The organism is Ornithinimicrobium sp., assembly GCF_051004135.1.
Taxonomy (GTDB): domain Bacteria; phylum Actinomycetota; class Actinomycetes; order Actinomycetales; family Dermatophilaceae; genus Ornithinicoccus.
Genome location: NZ_JBPCKQ010000247.1, coordinates 13,867 through 33,728 on the forward strand (window position 1 = coordinate 13,867; position 19,862 = coordinate 33,728).

20 protein-coding genes are annotated in these 19,862 nt (G+C 73.0%); 13 read left to right on the forward strand and 7 right to left on the reverse strand.

Features of this window, described 5'->3' with window-relative positions:
- Nucleotides 1-3: 3 nt before the first annotated feature.
- From ACR2FV_RS17640 to ACR2FV_RS17655, 4 genes are all read left to right on the forward strand, one after another.
- Nucleotides 4-1,164 (forward strand): acyl-CoA dehydrogenase family protein, encoded by a 1,161-nt coding sequence (locus ACR2FV_RS17640; RefSeq protein WP_434017013.1) that lies wholly within the window; start codon nucleotides 4-6, stop codon nucleotides 1,162-1,164.
- Between the two features lie 48 nt (nucleotides 1,165-1,212).
- On the forward strand, nucleotides 1,213-1,686 hold the full coding sequence (locus ACR2FV_RS17645) for a pyridoxamine 5'-phosphate oxidase family protein (RefSeq protein WP_434017014.1): 474 nt from the start codon (nucleotides 1,213-1,215) through the stop codon (nucleotides 1,684-1,686).
- A gap of 43 nt (nucleotides 1,687-1,729) precedes the next feature.
- Nucleotides 1,730-2,071 carry an NUDIX domain-containing protein gene (locus ACR2FV_RS17650; protein WP_434017015.1) on the forward strand — a complete coding sequence of 114 codons (342 nt, stop codon included), beginning with the start codon at nucleotides 1,730-1,732 and terminating at the stop codon, nucleotides 2,069-2,071.
- 303 nt (nucleotides 2,072-2,374) lie between these two features.
- Complete coding sequence (locus tag ACR2FV_RS17655) at nucleotides 2,375-3,088, forward strand: response regulator transcription factor (RefSeq protein WP_434017016.1); 714 nt, start codon at nucleotides 2,375-2,377, stop codon at nucleotides 3,086-3,088.
- A gap of 178 nt (nucleotides 3,089-3,266) precedes the next feature.
- On the opposite strand, the gene ACR2FV_RS17660 is transcribed toward ACR2FV_RS17655, so the two are convergent.
- On the reverse strand, nucleotides 3,267-4,508 hold the full coding sequence (locus ACR2FV_RS17660) for an LCP family protein (protein ID WP_434017017.1): 1,242 nt from the start codon (nucleotides 4,506-4,508) through the stop codon (nucleotides 3,267-3,269).
- Between the two features lie 19 nt (nucleotides 4,509-4,527).
- Between ACR2FV_RS17660 and ACR2FV_RS17665 the strand changes: the two genes are divergently transcribed.
- Nucleotides 4,528-5,553, forward strand: coding sequence for a glycosyltransferase family 2 protein (locus tag ACR2FV_RS17665; protein WP_434017018.1), 1,026 nt, complete (start codon nucleotides 4,528-4,530; stop codon nucleotides 5,551-5,553).
- Here ACR2FV_RS17665 and ACR2FV_RS17670 read toward each other — a convergent pair.
- Genes ACR2FV_RS17670 through ACR2FV_RS17680 form a run of 3 tightly spaced genes read right to left on the reverse strand, consistent with a single transcriptional unit; the run spans nucleotide 5,510 to nucleotide 7,723 of the window.
- The gene (locus ACR2FV_RS17670; protein ID WP_434017019.1) at nucleotides 5,510-6,175 is read right to left on the reverse strand and encodes a 3-oxoacid CoA-transferase subunit B; all 666 of its coding nucleotides are present in this window, start codon (nucleotides 6,173-6,175) and stop codon (nucleotides 5,510-5,512) included. The genes ACR2FV_RS17665 and ACR2FV_RS17670 overlap by 44 nt on opposite strands.
- 1 nt (nucleotide 6,176) lies before the next feature.
- Nucleotides 6,177-6,971 (reverse strand): CoA transferase subunit A, encoded by a 795-nt coding sequence (locus ACR2FV_RS17675; protein ID WP_434017020.1) that lies wholly within the window; start codon nucleotides 6,969-6,971, stop codon nucleotides 6,177-6,179.
- An 11-nt stretch (nucleotides 6,972-6,982) separates the two neighbouring features.
- The gene (locus ACR2FV_RS17680) at nucleotides 6,983-7,723 is read right to left on the reverse strand and encodes a TIGR03089 family protein (protein WP_434017021.1); all 741 of its coding nucleotides are present in this window, start codon (nucleotides 7,721-7,723) and stop codon (nucleotides 6,983-6,985) included.
- Nucleotides 7,724-7,789: 66 nt separating this feature from the next.
- Between ACR2FV_RS17680 and ACR2FV_RS17685 the strand changes: the two genes are divergently transcribed.
- Nucleotides 7,790-8,743 carry a DNA-3-methyladenine glycosylase family protein gene (locus ACR2FV_RS17685; protein WP_434017022.1) on the forward strand — a complete coding sequence of 318 codons (954 nt, stop codon included), beginning with the start codon at nucleotides 7,790-7,792 and terminating at the stop codon, nucleotides 8,741-8,743.
- On the opposite strand, the gene ACR2FV_RS17690 is transcribed toward ACR2FV_RS17685, so the two are convergent.
- Both ACR2FV_RS17690 and cofD read right to left on the reverse strand, forming a co-directional pair.
- The gene (locus tag ACR2FV_RS17690; RefSeq protein WP_434017023.1) at nucleotides 8,729-9,835 is read right to left on the reverse strand and encodes a coenzyme F420-0:L-glutamate ligase; all 1,107 of its coding nucleotides are present in this window, start codon (nucleotides 9,833-9,835) and stop codon (nucleotides 8,729-8,731) included. The genes ACR2FV_RS17685 and ACR2FV_RS17690 overlap by 15 nt on opposite strands.
- Nucleotides 9,832-10,839 (reverse strand): 2-phospho-L-lactate transferase, encoded by a 1,008-nt coding sequence (cofD, locus tag ACR2FV_RS17695; protein ID WP_434017024.1) that lies wholly within the window; start codon nucleotides 10,837-10,839, stop codon nucleotides 9,832-9,834. Before cofD ends, ACR2FV_RS17690 begins: the two co-directional genes overlap by 4 nt.
- 147 nt (nucleotides 10,840-10,986) lie before the next feature.
- On the opposite strand from cofD, the gene ACR2FV_RS17700 reads away from it, so the two are divergent.
- From ACR2FV_RS17700 to ACR2FV_RS17710, 3 genes are all read left to right on the forward strand, one after another.
- Nucleotides 10,987-11,250 carry a WhiB family transcriptional regulator gene (locus ACR2FV_RS17700; RefSeq protein ID WP_434017088.1) on the forward strand — a complete coding sequence of 88 codons (264 nt, stop codon included), beginning with the start codon at nucleotides 10,987-10,989 and terminating at the stop codon, nucleotides 11,248-11,250.
- Nucleotides 11,251-11,273: 23 nt separating this feature from the next.
- The gene (locus tag ACR2FV_RS17705; RefSeq protein ID WP_434017025.1) at nucleotides 11,274-14,507 is read left to right on the forward strand and encodes a glycosyltransferase; all 3,234 of its coding nucleotides are present in this window, start codon (nucleotides 11,274-11,276) and stop codon (nucleotides 14,505-14,507) included.
- A 163-nt stretch (nucleotides 14,508-14,670) separates the two neighbouring features.
- A complete protein-coding gene (locus tag ACR2FV_RS17710; RefSeq protein WP_434017026.1) occupies nucleotides 14,671-16,035 on the forward strand; it encodes a DUF5719 family protein in 1,365 nt (454 codons plus the stop codon).
- Nucleotides 16,036-16,046: 11 nt separating this feature from the next.
- Here the strand turns inward: ACR2FV_RS17710 and ACR2FV_RS17715 are convergent, their stop codons facing one another.
- Nucleotides 16,047-16,454 carry a metallopeptidase family protein gene (locus ACR2FV_RS17715; protein WP_434017027.1) on the reverse strand — a complete coding sequence of 136 codons (408 nt, stop codon included), beginning with the start codon at nucleotides 16,452-16,454 and terminating at the stop codon, nucleotides 16,047-16,049.
- A gap of 82 nt (nucleotides 16,455-16,536) precedes the next feature.
- Here ACR2FV_RS17715 and ACR2FV_RS17720 point away from each other — a divergent pair, with 82 nt between their 5' ends.
- Genes ACR2FV_RS17720 through ACR2FV_RS17735 form a run of 4 tightly spaced genes read left to right on the forward strand, consistent with a single transcriptional unit; the run spans nucleotide 16,537 to nucleotide 19,859 of the window.
- Entirely contained in the window at nucleotides 16,537-16,908 is a 372-nt protein-coding gene (locus tag ACR2FV_RS17720; RefSeq protein ID WP_434017028.1) for a DUF3499 domain-containing protein, read from the forward strand.
- A gap of 10 nt (nucleotides 16,909-16,918) precedes the next feature.
- Nucleotides 16,919-18,358, forward strand: a complete 1,440-nt coding sequence (gene manB, locus ACR2FV_RS17725; RefSeq protein WP_434017029.1) for a phosphomannomutase/phosphoglucomutase — start codon at nucleotides 16,919-16,921, stop codon at nucleotides 18,356-18,358.
- Nucleotides 18,355-18,579 carry a Trm112 family protein gene (locus ACR2FV_RS17730; protein WP_434017030.1) on the forward strand — a complete coding sequence of 75 codons (225 nt, stop codon included), beginning with the start codon at nucleotides 18,355-18,357 and terminating at the stop codon, nucleotides 18,577-18,579. The genes manB and ACR2FV_RS17730 overlap by 4 nt, the downstream gene beginning before the upstream one ends.
- On the forward strand, nucleotides 18,579-19,859 hold the full coding sequence (locus tag ACR2FV_RS17735; RefSeq protein ID WP_434017031.1) for an SIS domain-containing protein: 1,281 nt from the start codon (nucleotides 18,579-18,581) through the stop codon (nucleotides 19,857-19,859). The genes ACR2FV_RS17730 and ACR2FV_RS17735 overlap by 1 nt, the downstream gene beginning before the upstream one ends.
- Nucleotides 19,860-19,862 lie beyond the last annotated feature (3 nt).

Consider the following 19,862-nt stretch of genomic DNA (forward strand, 5'->3'; position numbering starts at 1 on the left):
GGGGTGAGTGACTTCGACCTGTTCCAGATCTCCGAGGACCACCAGGCGCTGCGGGAGGCCGTGCGATCGGTCAGCGAGGCCAAGATCGCCCCGCACGCCGCCCGGGTCGACGAGGAGGGGGTCTTCCCGCAGGAGGCACACGACGCTCTGGTGGCCACCGACTTCCACGCCCCGCACATCGCCGAGGACTACGACGGCGTCGGTGCCGACGCCCTGGCCGTCTGCCTGGTGATCGAGGAGGTCGCCCGGGTCTGCGCGTCGTCCTCGCTGATCCCGGCCGTCAACAAGCTGGGCAGCATGCCGGTGATCCTGGCGGGATCGCAGGAGCTGAAGTCGCGTTACCTGCCTCCGGTGGCCAGGGGCGAGGCGATGTTCTCCTACGGCCTGTCTGAGGCGGGGGCCGGCAGCGACACCGCCGGGATGACGTGCAAGGCCATCGAGGCGTCCGACGGCTCGTTCGTGCTGGACGGGCAGAAGTCGTGGATCACCAACGCGGGGGTGTCGCAGTTCTACACGGTGTTGGCCGTGACCGACCCGGACGGGCCGCGGGGGCGCAACGTGAGTGCGTTCGTGCTGGAGAAGGACGACGAGGGTTTCGCCTTCGGGCCGCCGGAGAAGAAGCTGGGCATCAAGGGCTCGCCGACCCGCGAGCTGCTCTTCGAGCACTGCCGGATCCCGGGCGACCGGATGGTGGGCGCACCCGGGGAGGGCCTGAAGATCGCGCTGCGCACCCTGGACCACACCCGGATCACGATCGGTGCGCAGGCTGTCGGCATCGCCCAGGGGGCGCTGGACTTCGCGGTCGGCTACGTCAAGGAGCGGCAGCAGTTCGGCCAGGCGGTCGCCCAGTTCCAGGGGGTGCAGTTCATGCTCGCCGACATGGCGATGAAGCTCGAGGCGGCCCGGCAGCTCGTCTACGTCGCGGCGGCCAAGTCCGAGCGCGACGACGCCGATCTTCGGTTCTTCGGTGCCGCGGCCAAGTGCTATGCCGCTGACGTCGCGATGGAGGTGACCACGGACGCCGTGCAGCTGCTCGGCGGCTCCGGCTACACCAAGGACTTCCCGGTCGAGCGGATGATGCGCGACGCCAAGATCACCCAGATCTACGAGGGCACCAACCAGATTCAGCGCGTGGTCATGGCACGAGCGCTTCTGTCCAAGTAAGGGCGATGTCAGGTGGGCGCCCTGCAAGAGCGCTGGGACACTCAGAGGGTGAGCGCCGCCTTCGACATTCCCGGCTTCTTGCGCGAGCCTCGCCATACCGCGAGTGTTGCCACCGTGACACCACGAGGGCGACCGGCCCTGGCGACCATGTGGTTCGAGCTGGCCGAGGGGCGCTTCTGGTTCCACACTCCGACTTCGGGCGTGCGACCCAGCCCGTTCCTGACCGCAGCTGAGCACGGTCATGAGGTGGCGGCGATGGTCGCCACCTTCGACCCGCCGGCAGACGTGCGGCAGGTTCGGGTCACGGGTCCGGCCAGGCTGGAGCCACCGGAACCGACCCGCGTCCGCTCGATCTACGAGCGCTACCTGGATGCCTGGAGCGAGGCGTGGGAGGCTCAGGCGAGCTCGGATGATCTGCAGCTGTGGTCACTCGCGCCGGAGCGCGGCATGGCGGTTCACTATCCCGGCCTGGAGAACACGGAGCCGGTACGCTGGTCCACCCAACCGAACTGGATCCGGTAGTTGCCGTGCCCGCTTGCCGTGGTGCATGAGCTGAGGAGTGCACATGCCGGATGAAGTGGCGGCGGCAGGGCGGCGTCACCAGGGACGCGTGCTGCTGCGCCATCGGCATCCCCGTCGTGCTTCATACCCTGATTGCTGGGACCTGCCCAGAGGTCATCCGGAGCCAGGAGAGACGGCTGAGGCCGCACTGGCCCGGGAGTGTCAGGAAGAGCTTGGCATCACGATCCACCAGCCGCAGCGAGTCGTGGCACCAGCCTGCGAACCAGCTGCACCAGCTCGCACTCGCCCACGCCCGCTATGCCGAATGGCTGCCGTCGCTGCTCTCCTGACCCGACTGGTCGCCACCAGCAGAAGCGTCCGCGGACGGGAGCCCGTGAGTGGGTAAAACGCACTCACGGGCTCCCGTCGTACATCACCATGCGGGCCTTAACTTTGTGAGCGCGCGCGTTGATCACTCGGATCTACGAGGGCACGAATGAGATGTAGCGCGTGGTGATGGTGCAGCACCTGCTGAGCTGTGGGCACTCGAGAGCCGGCAAGGGGTGCCGCCACGCCTCAGAACTGCGGACTTGACTCTCTCTTTGGCATTGCGTGATCCAATTGTGCGTATACGATTGGGGCACCGACGACGCAAGGGGGATCGGATGATGCCGACATGGACGGGCGTATGGATGGGTGGTCCACACCGATGACGGAGCTACTGCTGGTCGAGGACGACGACACATTGTCCGGGCCTCTGGCGCGCGCGCTACGCAGGGAGGGCTACCAGGTGCAGGTCGAAGTGGACGGTCTCGCCGCCCTGGAACGGGCCGAGCGGGAGACCCCGGACCTGGTGATCCTCGATCTCGGGCTGCCCCGGATGGACGGCCTGGAAGTGTGCCAACGGATGCGGCAGAACGGCGTGACAATCCCTGTGCTGATCCTCACGGCTCGCGGGTATGAGACCGACATTGTGGTCGGCCTGGATGTGGGCGCGGACGACTACGTGACCAAGCCGTTCCGGCTCGCCGAGCTGCTGGCGCGGGTCCGGGTCCTGCTGCGCCGTCCGACCGAGGGTAGGGAACACGCGGATGGTCCGGTGGTCATCGACGTCGGCGCCCGCCGGGCGTTCGTCGAGGGCCGGGAGCTGTCCCTCACGACCAAGGAGTTCGCCTTGCTTAAGGTCCTGCTTCGCGAAGAGGGCAGGACCGTCACCCGGGAGGAACTGATGCGCGAGGTCTGGCACCCGTGGACGGGCGGGTCGACCAAGACCCTCGACATGCACGTCTCGGTGCTGCGCCACAAGCTCGAGGACGAGGTCGACCACCCGCATCACATCGTCACCGTGCGAGGGATCGGCTTCCGCTTCCAGAACGAGCCGGATCCGGCTTCCGGGAAGTCCTCAGATCTGATCACATCCTGACGCGGCCTGCGCTGAGTCAGTGCACGATTTCCGAGTGGGGCGCTTCCGAGTGGGGCGAGCCATCGTAGCCGACGACGACGGGACGAGTGGTCAGAGCTGCCATGGTTACCTCCGGGGGCTGTGGGACACCTGCAGTCTCCCATCCCCGTTGTCCGCCCGCCAGGGTCCAAGGTCCCCCTCAGGGCTCGACGGTGAGGGGCCCGTCGGTGCGCAGCGCCTCGAAGAGCTCCTGCGCCCCCGCCTCGTCCCACAGCACCGTGCTCTGCCCGCCCACCACGTAGCTGGGGTCGGCCACCGGCACGGTGACCGAGTTGCCCTGGTCACCGGAGATGTCGCGCATCGCCAGCGCCACCCGGAGCATCTCCCACATCGAGGTGTCCTCCCCGATCTGCAGTGCGGCACCGGTGGCCGTCCCGGCCTCGTGCAGTCGCCAGGGGACCAGGACGGTGCTCGGCTCGGTCAGCCGCTGCACCAGCGAGGCCAGGAACTGTCGCTGACGCTCCACCCGCCCCAGGTCACCCCGGGGGTCCGCATAGCGCATCCGGACGTAGTTGAGGGCGTCCTTGCCGGCCAGGTCCTGGCAGCCGGCCGGCAGGTCCAGGTCGCTGCGCTCCTCGACGACCGGGTCGGGCAGGCACATGCGCACCCCGTCGACGGCCCCGACCACGTCGACGAAGCCGTCGAAGCCGATCTCGACATAGCCGTCGACCGGCAGTCCGGTCGACTGCTCCACGGTGTCGACCAGCAGCGCCGGACCGCCGCCGGAGTAGGCCGCGTTGATCTTGTTGCTCCCTGAGCCGGGGATCTCGACCAAGGAGTCCCGGGGGATCGACAGCAAGGTCGGGTCACCGCCACCACCGGCCAGGTGCAGCAGCATGATGGTGTCGGCCCGGGCGCCCTCGGTGCTGCCGGTCTTGAACTCCCGCCGCTCCTCGTCGGTGAGATCCTCCCGGCTGTCGGTCCCGATCAGCAGAATGTTGCTGCCGGCTGCGGACCCGGGTCGATCGGGGTTCTGCGGTGTGGCGTCGACCCGCTCGATCGCCTGCCAGCTGGCGCCCAGGGCCCAGATCGTCCCGCCGACCCACACCAGGACGAGCACCAGGAGCGCGACCAGGAAGCGCCGCACGCCGTAGCGGGGACGCCGGGTTCGACCGCGGGGGGCCCTCGGCGGCGGGCCAGCAGGGCCGGTGCGGCTGCGGCCCCGCTCGGGGACCTCGCGCTCCCGGTAGCCGTCCCAGTCGTCGTCCGAGAAGTCCTGCCCCCCGGCGTAGGACTCGGCATACCTCGGATCGTCCTCCCACGCGTCCTCGCGCCACCCCTGTCGCTCGGAGCGGTCGTCGACCTCCCAGTCGTTGACCGGCTGCCCGCGCCGCGTGCGCGGCATCGGGCGGGTCCAGTCATCCTCGGGTCGGTGCGGCACGCCCAAGAGAGTAGATGAGGTGACTGTGCCCGTGCTGGAGGCAGGCCGCGGTAGCCTGCCCAGCGTGCCCGCCGCTTCGCCCCCTGACCGGCTGTCGGGTATCTCCGTCATCATGCCGGTGCGCGACGAGGCGGATCACCTGGCCGAAGCGGTGGGCTCGGTCCTGGGTCAGGACTACCCCGGCGGCATCCAGGTGGTCCTCGCCGTCGGTCCGAGTCGCGACGACACACCCCGGCTGGCCCGGGAGATGGCTGAGCTGGACCCGCGAGTCGTGGTGGTGGACAACCCCTCGGGGCGGACCCCGGACGGCCTGAACCTGGCGATGACGCTGGTCCGGCACGACATCGTGGCCCGGGTCGACGGTCACGGCGCGCTGCCACCCGGCTATCTGGACACCGCGGTGGCGACCCTGCTGCGCACCGGGGCGGCCAACGTCGGCGGGGTGGCGCTGCCCGAGGGGCGCACCACGATGCAGCAGGCCATCGCCGTGGCGATGGGCTCACCCCTGGGGATGGGCGGGGCACGCTTCCGGGTAGGCGGCCGCGAGGGCGAGGCCGAGACCGTCTTCCCCGGAGTGTTCCGGCGAGAGTGGATCGAGCGGGTGGGCGGCTTCGACCCCGCCTACGACCGCGCCCAGGACTGGGAGCTCAACCTGCGCATCCGGCAGGCCGGGGGGGTGGTCTGGTTCACCCCCGATCTCCGGGTGACCTACCGGCCACGCAGCTCGCTGACCGCCCTGGCCCGGCAGTTCTTCGCCACCGGCCAGTGGCGCCGCCGGCTGGCCACCCAGCACGAGAATGCCCTGGGTCCGCGCTACCTCGCACCGCCGGTGACGCTGGTGCTCGTGGTGGGGGGTGCGCTGGGATCGCCGTGGTGGCCCCCGTTCGGCGTGCTGCCGCTGGGGTATGCCGTGGCTGTGGCTGTCGGTGGTGTCGCCATCGCGCAAGGTCAGTCGGCTGCGGTGCGGGTGCGGGTGCCGGCGGCCCTGGCCACGATGCACCTCAGCTGGGGGGCCGGCTTCCTGTGGGGTCTGCGAGGGCGCTGAGCATCTCGGGCTCGGTGCGCTCGCGCACCTGCGCCTCGCTCACGCCCGGGGCGAGCTCGCGAAGGACGAGACCCTCTTCGGTCACGTCGATGACCGCCAGGTCGGTGATGATCCGCTGCACCACCGCCAGGCCGGTGATCGGCAACGAGCACTCCCGCACGATCTTGTGCGAGCCGTCCCGGGCCACGTGCTCCATCAGCACGATCACCTTCTTGGCGCCGTGCACCAGGTCCATCGCACCGCCCATGCCCTTGACCATCTTGCCGGGGATCATCCAGTTGGCGATGTCGCCGCCGGCCGAGACCTGCATGGCACCCAGGATCGCCGCGTCCACCTTGCCGCCACGGATCATCCCGAAGCTCAGGGCCGAGTCGAAGAAGGAGCTGCCGGCCCGCACCGTGACGGTCTCCTTGCCGGCGTTGATCGGGTCGGGGTGCTCGCTGCCCTCGACCGGGTAGGCACCGACCCCGAGGATGCCGTTTTCGGACTGCAGCACCAGCTCGACGTCGTCCGCGACGTAGTTGGGCACCAGGGTGGGCAGGCCGATGCCCAGGTTGACGTAGTCGCCGTCGGCCAGCTCCTGGGCGGCCCGGGCCGCCATCTGCTCTCGGGTCAGTGCCATCTCAGCCCTCCGTGTCGTGTTCACCAGCCGCCGGGCGGGTGGTTCGGCGCTCAATGCGCTTGTCGCCTGCCTGCTGCGGCGTGAGCGGCAGCACGCGCTGGACGTAGATGCCGGGCAGGTGGACGGCGTCGGGGTCCAGCTGGCCGGGCTCCACCAGCTCCTCGACCTCAGCGACGGTGACCCGACCGGCCATCGCGCACAGCGGGTTGAAGTTGCGGGCGCTGGCCCGGAACACCAGGTTGCCGTGCCGGTCGCCCTTCTGGGCCCGGACCAGCCCGAAGTCGGCGACGATGGCCTCCTCGAGCACGTAGTCGCGCACCTGCCCGAAAGAGTCGAACTCACGAGTCTGCTTGGCGGGGGAGGCGAGCACGACGTTGCCCTCGCTGTCGTAGCGCCACGGCATGCCGCCCTGTGACACCTGACTGCCGACCCCGGTGGCGGTGTAGAACGCAGGGATGCCCGAGCCACCGGCGCGCAGCTTCTCGGCGAGGGTCCCCTGTGGGGTCAGCTCCACCTCGAGCTCCCCGGAGAGGTACTGCCGGGCGAACTCCTTGTTCTCCCCCACGTAGGAGCCGATAATGCGGCGGATCCGGCCGGCCTCGAGCAGCAGACCCAGCCCCCAGCCGTCGACCCCGCAGTTGTTCGAGACGACCTCCAGGTCGCTCGTGCCCCGGTCCAACAACCCCCCGATGAGGACCGAGGGGATGCCGCACAGCCCGAACCCGCCCACCGCCAGCGTCATGCCGTCGGTGACCCCGTCCAGCGCCTCCGTGCTGCTCCTGACGACCTTGTCCATGCCCGTGGACTCTAGTCGGCCCCCTCCTCGCGCGACACGTGGGGCGCGCTCCGGTCGACCCCCTCGGAGCGCATCCGCTCGTCGTCGGGCTGCGGCTCACCGCCGCGCACCAGGACCACCGAGCCCAGGGTGCTCCATACGTGCAGGATCTGGCGCAGGGCCGTGCTGGGGTCGGTCGCGGTGACCAGCACCCGCCCGGTTGTCCCGGCAGAGTCGGCCAGCAGCTCCCGGTATGTCGTGCGCCGCCCCCCCGCGACCAGCGCCGGGTCGGTGGGCTCGGGCTCGTCCCAGGCCGTGAAGTCGTCACCGTAGGAGGCGATCTCGCGGGCCTCGTCCATGACACCGGAGCGCAGGTCGGCACCGAAGCTGCGGGCCAGGGCGGGCAGCGCCACCGCGATGACCTCGTCGGCGTCGTCCGCATCGGGGGACTCCGGCTCGCTGGTGACCAGCACGTCGGCCCCCTCGTGCGCGTCGAGGGTCACCGTCGCCCCCACGGCCCACACCGCGAGGGCCCAGTAGGTCAGCCGCCAGTGTGGCGCAGGCAGGTCCAGGCGCACCACCGACCCGGGGTGGACGTCGAAGCCCTCCTGCAGGGCGTTGGCGGCCTTGGCCACCCAGGTGCCGAGCACCTTGCGGGACAGCTCGATCCGCTCACCGGCGCACGGGCCGGGGGCGTCGTCGTAGTAGGTCAACGCGGGGCGCGTGGCGTCGTCCGCCAGCAGCGCGGCCAGCATGTCGGCAGGGGTGTGCACCCGCCCAACCTAGTGCACCGCCCGGGTGCCTCAGGGGTGCGCAGCGGGCTGTGCGAAGGTGTGGCCATGACCGCCGCGGACCTCGCCGACGCCACCGCGCCGGCTCGTCGCCGGGAGTGGCGCCCGGGGCGGCCGGTCGACGTGGCGGCCACCTGGGGGACCCTGCGGCGCGGGGCCGGCGACCCCGCGTGGCACAGCGACGGACGCGCGGTGTGGCGGGGGATCAGCACGGCACAGGGGCCGCTGACGCTGCGCGTCGCCGGGCAGCGCGGGGACGCGCGGGTCGTCGCCCACGCCTGGGGCTCCGTCGCCGCGGTCGAGACCGTGCTCGACCGGCTGCCGCGGATGCTGGGGGCCGACGACGATGTCACCGGCTTCGTGCCACGTCACCCGGTGCTGGAGCAGGCCATGCGGCGCCGTCCCGGGTGGCGGGTGCCGTGCACCGGCTTGGTGCTGGAGTCCCTCGTCCCGGCCGTGATCGAGCAGAAGGTGACTGGGCAGGAGGCGTTCGGCGGGTGGCGACGGCTCGTCCGGCGGCACGGCACGCCGGCACCCGGACCCGGGGCGGCACTGGGGCTGCGGGTGCCTCCGGATGTGCCGCGGCTGCGGGCGCTGCCCTCTTGGGAGTGGCTCAAGATGGGCATCAGTCCGCAGCGCGCCGACACCCTGATGCGGGTGCTGGAGGTGGCGACACGGATGGAGGAGCTGCCCTCCCTCGAGGCGGCGGCCGCCCGCCGCCGGCTGATGTCCGTGCGCGGCGTGGGGGTGTGGACCGCCGCGGAGACCGCACAGCGGGCCCTGGGCGACCCGGACGCGGTGAGCTTCGGCGACTACCACGTGGCCAAGAACATCGGCTGGGCGCTGACCGGTCGGGAGGTCGACGACACGGGTCTGGCCGACCTGCTGGCGCCGTGGACAGGGCACCGCTACCGCGTCCAGCGACTGCTGGAGCTCACCGGCGCCTTTCGGCCGAGGCGTGGACCGCGGATGGCGCCCCGCCGCCACCTACCCCTGGGCTGAGGGGTCGACCGCGCGCACGGACAGTCCCGCAAGTCCCTCGGCGTGCAGCGCCACCTCCAACCGGGCGCAGATGCGGCCTCGCTGGTAGGGGTCGGTGCAGCTGACCTCCACGGCATGCTCGCCCGGGTGGACCTCCACGGCATTCTGGATGTGGTGAGTCTGCGCCGGGTGGCCACCGGTCCGCACCGCATCCGGAGTCGCAGCCCCCGTGGGCTCCCACAGGGCCAGGGCGATGGCGCGCGAGATCTTGACCTCTGCGGTCTCGGGGAGCACGTCGGCCACCCCGACCCGGTCGGCGGCGGCGCTGCCGGGCGGCACCCCGAGCGCAGCGCGGACGGCCTCGCTGGCACCGTGGGCAAACCAGTCGTCGGGACCCGTCCGGACCAGGTGTGCCGCTCCGGGGAGTCCCGGAGCCCCCACGGTCCCCTGCGGCAGACCCCTGACCAGGGCAGCCGGCACCCCCCCGGTCTTGCCCTTGACCAGGTCGGCGGCGGCGGCGATCTCGTCGGCCAGGGCGCGGGCGGTGACGCTCAGCCGGCGGCCGTCGGCGTCGTGCTCGCCGCGTAAGTCCTCCAGGACCGCCACCCCGCAGGCGCCCAGCGCGAAGTCGGCCTGTCCCTGGCGCCACGGCCGGCCGGCAGTGTCGCTGACCACGATGCCGATCTGTGGCAGCGGAGCAGGCGCGTAGGCACTGAGCAGGGCGGCATACAGCGCCCGGGCGCTCAGGTCAGGATCCTCGGGCAACAGCAGCAGGCCACCCGAGGGGCCCGTGTTGGACGCGTCGATCCCCGCCGCGGCCAGCACCGGGCCCGCCACCGACTCGACCACCCGGGTGATGCCGGTCGGGACGCGCCGCTCGGCCACGACTCGGCGGCTCTGGCTGCGCACCACGTCGTCCCGCTCTGTGTCGTGCACGCGCAGGCCCCAAGCCTTGGAGATCAGCTTGCTGGAGACCACGACCACGTCGTCCTCCTGCAGCACCAGGGCGTCGCGGTCCAGCGACGCGCGCAGCAGCACTCCGAGATCGTGGTGCCGCTGCACCTCCGGTATGCCGCGCAGCGGGATGATCGTCACCGCGGTGTTCTCGCTCACGCGCCCGTCGCTCCGGGGGCGTCCGCGGCGAGCTCCAGGGCGAGGTCCAGCGCCTCACCGGCGATGCCGGCGGCCGAGGGCACGTCGCGCATGCGCAGGCCCCGGGCCCGGGTGCGGACCCGGTGGTTGTCGGCCGGCACCGGCTGCGCGCGGTCAGCGTCGTCGACCAGCCAGCCGTCCAGGAAGTCGGCGTAGAGACCGGCCACCCCGGCGGCGCTGACCTCGACACCCAACGGCGCCAGGCAGGCATCGGCGTGACCCCGCACGGGTGCCCCGCCGATGATGGGGCTGACCCCGACCACCGGCGCGCGGGTGCCGCGCAGCGCGTCGCGCACCCCGGGCACGCCCAGGATGATGCCGATCGAGACCACGGGGTTGCTCGGCGGCAGCAGCACCAGGTCGGCTCCCCGCACGGCCTCCAGCACCCCGGGCGCGGGGACCGCCCGGTCCAGGCCGGCGACGACGAACCGCTGGGCCGGCACGGCAGCGCCCATCTGGACCCACCACTGTTGGAAGTGCACGGCCCGCTCGGTGGCGTGCCCGTCGTCGAGGATCACGTGGGTCTCGACGGGGGTGTCGGTGACCGGCAGCAGCCGCACCCCCTGCTCGGGCAGGCCCCACCGGGTGGCCAGCCGGGAGGTGACCTCACTCAGCGGAACCCCCTGACCCAGCCAGCGGCTGCGGGCGATGTGCGTGCCCAGGTCGCGGTCGCCGAGGGAGAACCACTGCGGCTCCACTCCCAGCGCGGACAGCTCGGCCTGGGCGGCGTGGGTCTCGCAGTCCCGGCCCCAGCCCTGGACCTCGTCCACTGCCCCGCCCAAGGTGTAGAGCACGGTGTCCAGGTCCGGGCAGATCCGTAGGCCGTGCAGGGTGATGTCGTCGCCGGTGTTGCCGATGACGGTGACCTGTGAGCGGGCGTCCCCCCGCTCGGTTCGGAGGTGGTGCACGAGCCCCCGGAGGAAGCGGGCGCCCCCGACACCACCGGCCAGAACTGTGATCCGCATCGTCCCATTCTCGGGGGTCGCCGCGTCTTTACCAGATCATGGGTTGACGGACCGGGATGACACGCGTGTAATTCAGGTGTTGAGTGGAACCGGTTGGACGCCAGGCATGCCCGTGCCGGCGCAGGTCGAGGAGGAGTCGTGCACCGGATGGAGATGCTGACGTTGTTGGCCGGGGACGATGTGGACGGGGAGGGGGCGTCCTGGCAGGAGCGCGCGTTGTGCGCCCAGACCGACCCCGAGGCGTTCTTCCCGGAGAAGGGAGGATCCACCCGGGAGGCCAAGAAGGTGTGCGTCGGCTGCGAGGTGAGAGCAGAGTGCCTGGAGTTCGCGCTGGCCCACGATGAGCGGTTCGGCATCTGGGGTGGGCTGTCCGAGCGGGAGCGGCGCAAGCTCAAGAAGCGCGCCGTCTGAGTGTCACCGACTCCGCCACGCTGATGAGTCCGGCGCCGCGTCGCGCCGCCCTGGAGGGGGTGAGTGTGCTGCTCCTGGCGCGTCCCGGCGGGCCGGCCCCGGACCCGGTGCTGGATGCGCTGGCGCAGCAGCGGCCACGCCCTGACGTCGTGGTGGCTGTGGGACTCTCGCAGCAGGCGCAGGAGGCGGCCCGAGCGCATCCGCTCTTCTCGGGGCCGCCGGGGGCCTGCTCCCTCGTGATCCTGCCCGCGGGCTCGACCGGCGCTGACGCCCCCGGTTCTGCCGCGGCTGTCTCGGTCCGCGCCGGGATGGGGCACCTCCCACAGGACCCGGCCCGCTGGGTGTGGATCCTGCACGACGACTCCGGACCGCGCCCCGGAGCGCTGGCTGCGCTCCTCGACGTGGCCCGGCGCTCCGCCCGGGTCCGCGTCGTCGGACCCAAGCTGGTGCGGGCCGACGATCCGCGGACGCTGCTCGGTGTCGGGCACCGGCTGACCCGCGGCGGCCGGCCGGTCGCCGAGGACGGGTCGGGCCAGCTCGATCAGGGTCAGTTCGACGACCGCACCGACGTCGTCGGGCTCCCGCTGCCTGGGCTGCTCGTGCGCAGCGACGTCCTGACCGAGATCGGTGGGGTCGACCCGGCGTTCGACGAGGGCACGGAGGGACTCGACCTGTGCTGGCGCTCGCACCTGCGGGGGCACCGGGTCCTGGTGGCTCCCCAGGCCGTGGTGGCCCAGGGCAGCGCGGGACTCGGGTTGACCTCGCCCAGCCGGCACCGGCGCCGGATGCGCCAGGTGGCGCTGGCCAGATGCTCGCTGTGGAGCACGCCCTGGCGCGTGCTGCGCGTGTGCGTCGGGGCGGTGCTGGCCACGCTGCTCCTGCTCCTACTCAAGCGACCCCGGGCCGCGCTGGCCGAGCTGGCCGACCTCGGGTCCGTGCTGGCTCTGGGCCGGAGCACCGCGGCGCGGTGGCGGTTTCGCGGACGTCGCCAGGTGCGGGACCGCGACCTGCGCGGACTCTTCGAGCCGGCCCGCAGCGACTGGCGCAGCGCCGGTGAGCCGCTGCAGGACCCGGCCGTCGTGCGCGAGCCGCCCGCCACCGCCGCGCGGCGCGGACGGTCCGCCGTCGAGACGGGTCCCGGCATCGAGGGGTCGGACGAAAACGTCCAACGGGGAGCCGGCGCAGGAGGCTGGTGGAGCTGGTGGCCGGTGTTGGCGGTGCTGGTCTGCCTCGCCGTCACGCTGGCCCGGTGGCGGGGGCTCTACGCCGGCCTCTCCCCGAGCGGTTCCGGTGTGCGTGGCGGAGAGCTCGAGCAGGTGCACACCGGGGCGCACGATGTCTGGAGCGCCTGGCTGCTGCCGTGGAGCGGAGCAGGCCTGGGGACCGGTGCGCCGGGACCGCCCTGGCTCTTGCCGCTGGCCGGGGCGAGCTGGGTGGCCGAGCAGCTGCCCGGAGCAGACGGCGGCGGGGCCGTGTCCTCGGCCGGCGTGGCCACCGCATGGCTGCTCTTCCTCGCACCCCCGGCCGCGGCCCTGACTGCATACTCCGCCGCCCGGGTGGCTTCCCCGCACCGGGGGCTGCGCGCCGTGGTGGCCCTGTGCTGGGCGACGCTGGCTCCGCTGTGGGTCTCCGTCGACCAGGGCCGGGTCGGCCCGGTCGTCGTGCATGTGCTCGCTCCGGTGCTCGTCGCCGGCGTGGTGCGGTCCCTGGACCGCAGCGGCTCGGCCGGCCGGAGCACCGCTGCCGTGCTGGGAGCGGGTCTGGCCGGTGCCGCGGCCCTGTGGTTCGTGCCCGGCGTCCTGGTGTGGCTGGTGCTGGCAGCGGTGCTGATCCTGCTCGGAGCGGCTGGCTGGGGCCGGTGGAGGGCGGTGCTGATCCTGGCGGTGCCGGTGGCCCTGTGGGGTCCGTGGGCGCGACGACTGGCCGAGCACCCGCTGTTGCTCGCCGGCGGTGCGGGCGCGACGGGCAGCGGCGAGGTCCCTCCCGTCTGGCAGACGCTGCTGCTGCACCCCGGGGGCCCGCTGCCGCCGGTGCTGTGGTGGACGGCGCCGCTGTGGGTGCTGGCGCTGCTGTCCAGCGTGGCTCCGGGACGCCACGGCTCCCGAGCAACGGCCGCCCTGGCCTGCGCATTGTGCGGGCTGGGGGTGGCGCTGGCGGCCCCGCGGGTGCAGTGGGGGACGGTCGCCGGTGGGTACCCCGACGCAGGCTCGGTCGTCACCTCGTGGCCGGGCACCTACCTGAGTCTGACCGGGGCCGGACTGCTGCTCGCGGCCGCCTCGGGTGCGGGCAGCCTCACCCGCCGCGCGGCACCGCCGGGTGGGCGTGCGGCGGCCGCTCCCGTTGTCCTGGCAGGGGCCGCGGTCATGGTGCTGGTCGCCGTGGCGGCCACGCTGGGCACACTCGGCTGGCGAGCACTCGGCACGCCGGACCCGACGCTGGCCGTGTCCCGGCCCACGACCCCGGCCGTGGTGGCGGAGCAGATCCGTGGCCCGGCTGCACCGCGCTGGCTTGCTCTGACCCCGATGGGCGCGGGAGAGGGCTTCGCGGTGCGTTACACCCTGACCGGCGCCGAGCCCGACCCGTGGGTCCGCGACCGCGTCCGCGAGATCGTCGAAGCGCCGGACACCCTCGCGGTGACCGACGAGACCGTGCGTCGGCTGGTCGACGGCGACTTGCCCGGCCTCGGCACGAGCGAGGGCGGGATCCCCCCCGCCTTGGCCGACCTGGCCATCGGCTACGTCACCGCGGATGCCCCGGCGGACCACCCGCTGGTCGCGCGGATCGACGAGGTGCCCGGACTCACCCGGATCACCACCCCCACGGGTGCGCAGGCTCTGTGGCGGGTGCTGGCTGAGGCCGAGGGCTCGGCGCAGGTCGGCCCGACCGGCACCGGACCGGGGCGCGTGCGGATCCAGCCGCCGACGGGCAGGCAGATCGTCGTGCCTTCGGGCGCGCACGGCGCCGCGCCCGAGTGGTCCATCCAGCTGCCCGCGGGCAGCGGCGCCGACACCGCCGCGACGCTGCTGGTGTCCGAGCCGGAGCAGTGGTCACACCGGGCCAGGGTGCGAGCCGACGGCGCCACGCTGCCACCACACGGTGGGCTGCCCGTGCGCTACGACGTGCCGGCACAGACGCGGACGGTCTCCGTCACGCTGCCCGTGGAGCACCGACCCTGGTGGGTCGGCACCGGTGCGTTGGCGCTCCTGCTGGCCTTCCTGGCGCTCCCGCTGGGCTCCCACTCCGGCAGGTCTCCGTGAGACGCCGCTGGGTTTGGTTGCGTCCGGTGCTGTTCGGTGTCCTGGTGGTCCTGATGACCATCGGTGCGCGCGGCTGGGCTCGCCCGTCCAGGTCCCCGCGGCCGGTGCGGACCGTCCGTCTGCGCCGGTGGGGCGCCAGACGACGACAGGGGCGGCAGCGCCGGTGACCTCGACCGTGCTGGTCTGCCCGGGCCCGGAGCAGCAGGGACTGACCGACGCCACGGTGCCGGAGCAGGTCCAGCGGGTCACCGTCACCGCACGAAGCTCGCCCCTGGCCGCGTTGCCCGCCGAGGTGGCTGCCCAGGTCGGCCCGTCGGCCGCAGGCGCGAGCGGTGAGCTGCTGATCGTCCCGACGGGGGCGACACCGGCCGCCGGGCCGTCCTCGCGAGGCAGCGACGCCGACGTCGTGCTCGAGGGTGCGCAGGGAGCCGTCGTCCAGGCTCGAGGTCCGCTGGCTGCCGGCGTGGCCGCGACCCAGGTCCACCTGTCGCTGCAGGAGCAGAGTCGTGGGCTGGAGGTCACCCCCTGCCTGCCCCCGGCCGAGGAGTCCTGGTTGCTCGCCGGTGGCGGGCAGGCCGGTCGCCTGGAGCGGCTGGTGCTGCTCAACCCGGGCACCGACCCGGTCACGGCCACGGTCACGGTCCTGGACCGTGACCGCTCTCCCGACCCCCGGGACGGGGCGGACGTCGTCGTCCCCGGTGGCGGGCGGATGGTGCGGCTCATCGACGCCGGGACCGAGCGCGGCAGCGCCCCCGCGGTCCGGGTGAGCACCGCCGGCGGTCCGGTCGCGGCGTTCCTGGCAGACCGGTGGCTGCAGGGGAGCACCGATCGAGGCCTGGAGCTCACCACGCCCACGTCCCCGCCGGCGAGGAGGCAGGTGATCCCGGGGGTGGTGCGTGCCGCTGGGTCCGATGCCCGGACCCGGGTCAGGGTGGCCGTGCCCGGAGCCGAGCAGGCGGTCGTCCAGATCCGGGCGCTGACCCGGCAGGGTCCGGTCCGACTGCAGCAGGACGTCACCCTGGTGTCCGGTGGTCGCACCCAGGACATCGAGGTCAGCGACCTGCCACCAGGTCGCCACGGCCTCGAGGTCAGCAGCGACGTGGACGTGGTCGTTGCCGCCTCCGCGCAGACCGAGCCCGGCGCTGCCGGCGCCGGCGGCCTGGCCTGGTCGCCGGCGACGCCGCCGCTGCACGGTATGGCCGGCCTCGTCCTCGACGGTCCGGCACCCGAGCAGACCGGTCGCGTGCTGCAGCTCACCGCCGTGCAGCCCGCCGCGGCGGAGGTCGTGGTGGTCGACGACGACGGATCGGTCCGCCGACGGCGGATCGAGCTGACGGGCCAGGACACCTCGGAGGTGGCGCTCGGCCAGAGCTCCAGGGACGTGTGGGTGCGGCCGCTGGCCGGCCAGGTGCACGCGGCCGTGGTGTGGGAGCTGACCGACCCGGGGGGAGACCTGCTCGCCGTCGCGCCGTTGCCGGGGCTGCCGCTGCTGCGCCCGGTCACCTCGGTGGAGCCGGTGCTGCCCTGAGGAGTCGAGCCTCAGAGGACGTCGTCGGGGTCGATCCCCATCATCTGCGCGATCTGCTCGGCCACCACCTGGTGAACTGCCGCGGCCAGCCGAGCCTCCCCCTCCTCCTCGAATCCGCCGGCGTGCGCCAGCACCGGGCGGCGATAGATCACCAGTCGGGCCGCCAGTGACCCGTGTGCGGGGAACAGCCGACCCAACGCCACCCCGTGCTCGAAGGGGGCCGGGTCCGAGGGGGGGACCTCCTCGACGGCCACCTCCAAAGCAGGAAGCGCATCACCGATCCGCTCCTCGACAGCCTGCAGCGCCTCCAGCACCGCCTCGTCGAAGCGATGCCGGCGGGACACCATCGCCGGGACGGAGGGCCAGGCCAGCGGTCCCCGCATACCCCGGCCCCGACGGTCTCGTCGACGACTGCGCACCTGCCGAAGCGTAGCCGTCGGCAGGTGCGCCGTCGTGCGGCGTGGTGATCCGCGGGGATGTCGGTGCCTGGACCTAGAGTGGATGCTCGTGACGATCTCTCGCCAGTGCTCCCGGACGGCCTGCGGGCAGCCTGCGCTCGCCACCTTGACCTACGTGTATGCCGAGCAGACCGCCGTGCTCGGCCCGCTGGCCACCTACGCCGAGCCGCACTCCTACGACCTGTGCGTGCAGCACGCCGACTCACTGACCGCCCCGCGGGGCTGGGACATCGTCCGGCTGGAGGCGGCTGCGGAGACCGCCGTCCCCTTCGACGATCTGGTCGCCCTGGCCGAGGCCGTCCGCGAGAGCGGACGGTCGGGGGCCAGGGCGACCGGGGAGCGTGGCCGCCCGGACGGGCCCTCGCTCACCGAGGTCGCCCGCCGCGGTCACCTGCGCGTCCTGCGCGATACCTGAGCGGCGCGAGGTGACCTCCGGGCGGGTGGAGCGGGTGGTCAACGCCTACGACGTGCGTGGCCGCGTCCCCGACGAGCTCGACGCCGAGGTCTGTGCGGCGCTCGGCTCGGCCTTCGCGCAGGTCGTGCTCCTGCCCGAGGGCGCGGCCGGGGCCGTGGTGGGGCATGACATGCGCGAGTCCTCGCCTGCCTTGCGCGACGCCGTCATCGAGGGCATCCGGGGTCAAGGACTCGACGTCACCAGCATCGGGCTGTGCTCCACCGACGAGCTCTACTACGCCACCGGTGTGCTGGCTGTGCCGGGCGTCATGGTGACCGCGAGCCACAACCCGGGGCACTACAACGGGCTGAAGATGTGCCGGGCGCGGGCCTTGCCGGTGGGAGCCGACAGCGGCCTGCCGCAGATCCGAGACCTGGCCCAGTGGCTGCTGGACCGGGGTGACCTGCACCCGGGGCCGGGTGCCCCTGTTCGCCGGGGCCACGTGCATGAGGTGGACCTGCTGGCCGACTACGCCCGGCACCTGCACAGCCTGGTCGACCTCAGTGCGAGCCGCGAGCTGAGCGTCGTCGTCGACGCCGGCAACGGGATGGCCGGGCTGACCGTGCCGGCGGTGTTCGAGCAGCATGGCCTGCCGGTGCGGGTGATCCCGCTCTACTTCGAGCTCGACGGCTCCTTCCCGCACCACGAGGCGAACCCGCTCGACACAGCCACGCTCACCGATCTGCGGCGGGCGGTCCTGGAGCACGGCGCCGACCTCGGGCTGGCCTTCGACGGCGATGCGGACCGGTGCTTCGTGGTCGACGAGGTCGGCCGGCCCGTGCCTGCCTCGGCGGTGGTGGCCCTGCTCGCGCAGCGGCTGATCGCGGCGGAGCAGGCGAGCGGTGTGCCGCCGGAGCAGGTGCACGTCGTCCACACCACCTTGTGCTCGCGGGTGGTCCTGGAGACCGTCACCGCACGGGGGGCCAGGCCGGTCCGCTCGCCGGTCGGCCACACGTTCGTCAAGGCGCAGATGGCGCAGCACGCGGCGGTCTTCGGCGGTGAGCACTCCGGGCACTACTACTTCCGCGACTTCTTCGGCGCCGACAGCGGTCTGCTGGGCGCGATGCACGTCCTGGCCATCCTCGGCGAGCAGCCCGAGCCGGTGTCCCGGCTGCTGGCACCCTTCCAGACCTACGCGACGTCCGGCGAGGTCAACCTGGAGGTGACCGACCGGGCCACTGCGCTGCGCCAGGTCTGCCGGTGGGGCCGGCAGCAGGAGGGCGTCCAGGTCGAGGAGGTCGACGGTGTCGTGCTGACGCACCCGGGACCACCCCTGTGGTGGGCCTCGGTGCGCGGCAGCGTCACCGAGGCGTTGCTGCGCCTCAACGTCGAGGCCGCGGACGAGCACACGGTGCACCGGGTCCAGCAGTCGCTGACGCGGGTGGCGACGGTCGGTACGGTGTCACCGTGACCGCATCGCTCCAGCCCTGGCTCCGCGACATCCTGCGCTGCCCCGTAGGGCTCCACCCGCTCCTGGACGACACCGATGAGCACGGATCTCCAGTGCTCGTGTGCGACCAGGACTGCCCGGAGCCCGGGACGCGGCGGCACTTCCCGGTGCGCGACGGCATACCTGTCCTGCTGGCGCACGAGAGCGTGCTGACACCCCGAGCGGACGGCCCGGTGGACTGATGGCGCCCTACCTGGACGAGGCGCTGCTCGACGACACCGATGAGCTGCTGCGCAAGGACAGTCGGGGCACGCTGCGCGCCCTGGCCACCGCAGGGGCCCAGACCCGCGAGGCCATCGCGTTGGCCGGGGAGGCCGGAGTGGACCGGCTCTCCCGCTCGGAGCGACCACGGTCCGTCCTGGTCGCCGCGCTCGGCGGGTCGGCACTGGTCGCGGATGTGCTCGAGCTGCTGGCCGAGCCGGGCTCGCCGGTCCCGGTCCAGGCCCGACGCAACCTGCCGCTGCCCGGGTGGGTCGGCCCGCTCGACCTGGTCGTCGCCGTCTCCCTGTCCGGCCGTGCGCCCGGCCCGGTGGCCGTCGCGGCCGAGGCGGCGCGGCGTGGCGCGGCGCTGCTCACGGTGGGCGAGCAGGACTCGCCGCTCGCCGACGTCTGCAGACGGGCCCGCGGAGTCCATGTCGGCGTCGGCCGGGGCCGCGCCAGCAGTCGCACGGCCCTGTGGAGTCTGCTGACGCCGGTGCTGCTCGGCGCGCACGGGCTCGGCCTGCTCGACTGTCCCGAGGACACCATGGCGCAGGTGGCTGAGCGCCTCGATGAGCGTGCCGAGTCCTTCCGGCCCTCCTCGGAGTCTTTCGTCAACCCGGCCAAGATGTTGGCGGTGCAGCTCGCCGAGACCCTGCCGATGGTGCTGGGCGACGGTCCGTTGGGTGGGGTGGCAGCGGCGCGCGCGAGCTCGATGCTGGCTCGCACCGCGCGCATCCCGGCACCGTTCGGGGAGCTCCCCGACGCCGCAAGCCAGATCGTGGCCTACTTCGACGGGCCCTACACCGCGGCGGGTGGCGCGCGCGCCGGGACGTATGACGAGCGACGCATCCGGCTGGGTGACATCGACACCAGTAAGTGGGAGCCGCATCACTTCGCCGAGCCCGAGGGGGAGCTGATGGAGCAGCCGACCGGACCGGGTGGGCGCGACATCTTCGCGGACCCCTACCTGGATGGGCCCGCCGCCCCCCAGCTGGGGCTGCTGATGCTGCGCGACGCTCCGCCCGACCCGGTCACCGACGCCTCCGCGCAGGCGGTCGCCCTCACCGACGCGGTGCTGCAGACGGCCGCGGAGGCGGGGGTGCGGGTGACCGAGGCACAGGCGGCCCCCGGCCCGCCCATCGTGCGACTGGCCGACCACGTGGCCACCGTTGACTTCGCGGCCACCTTCCTGGCCCTGGGGCTGGGTCTGGACCCCTCGGTCTCTCCGCACGTGGCCGATCTGCGCGACCGGACGCGGTGAGCC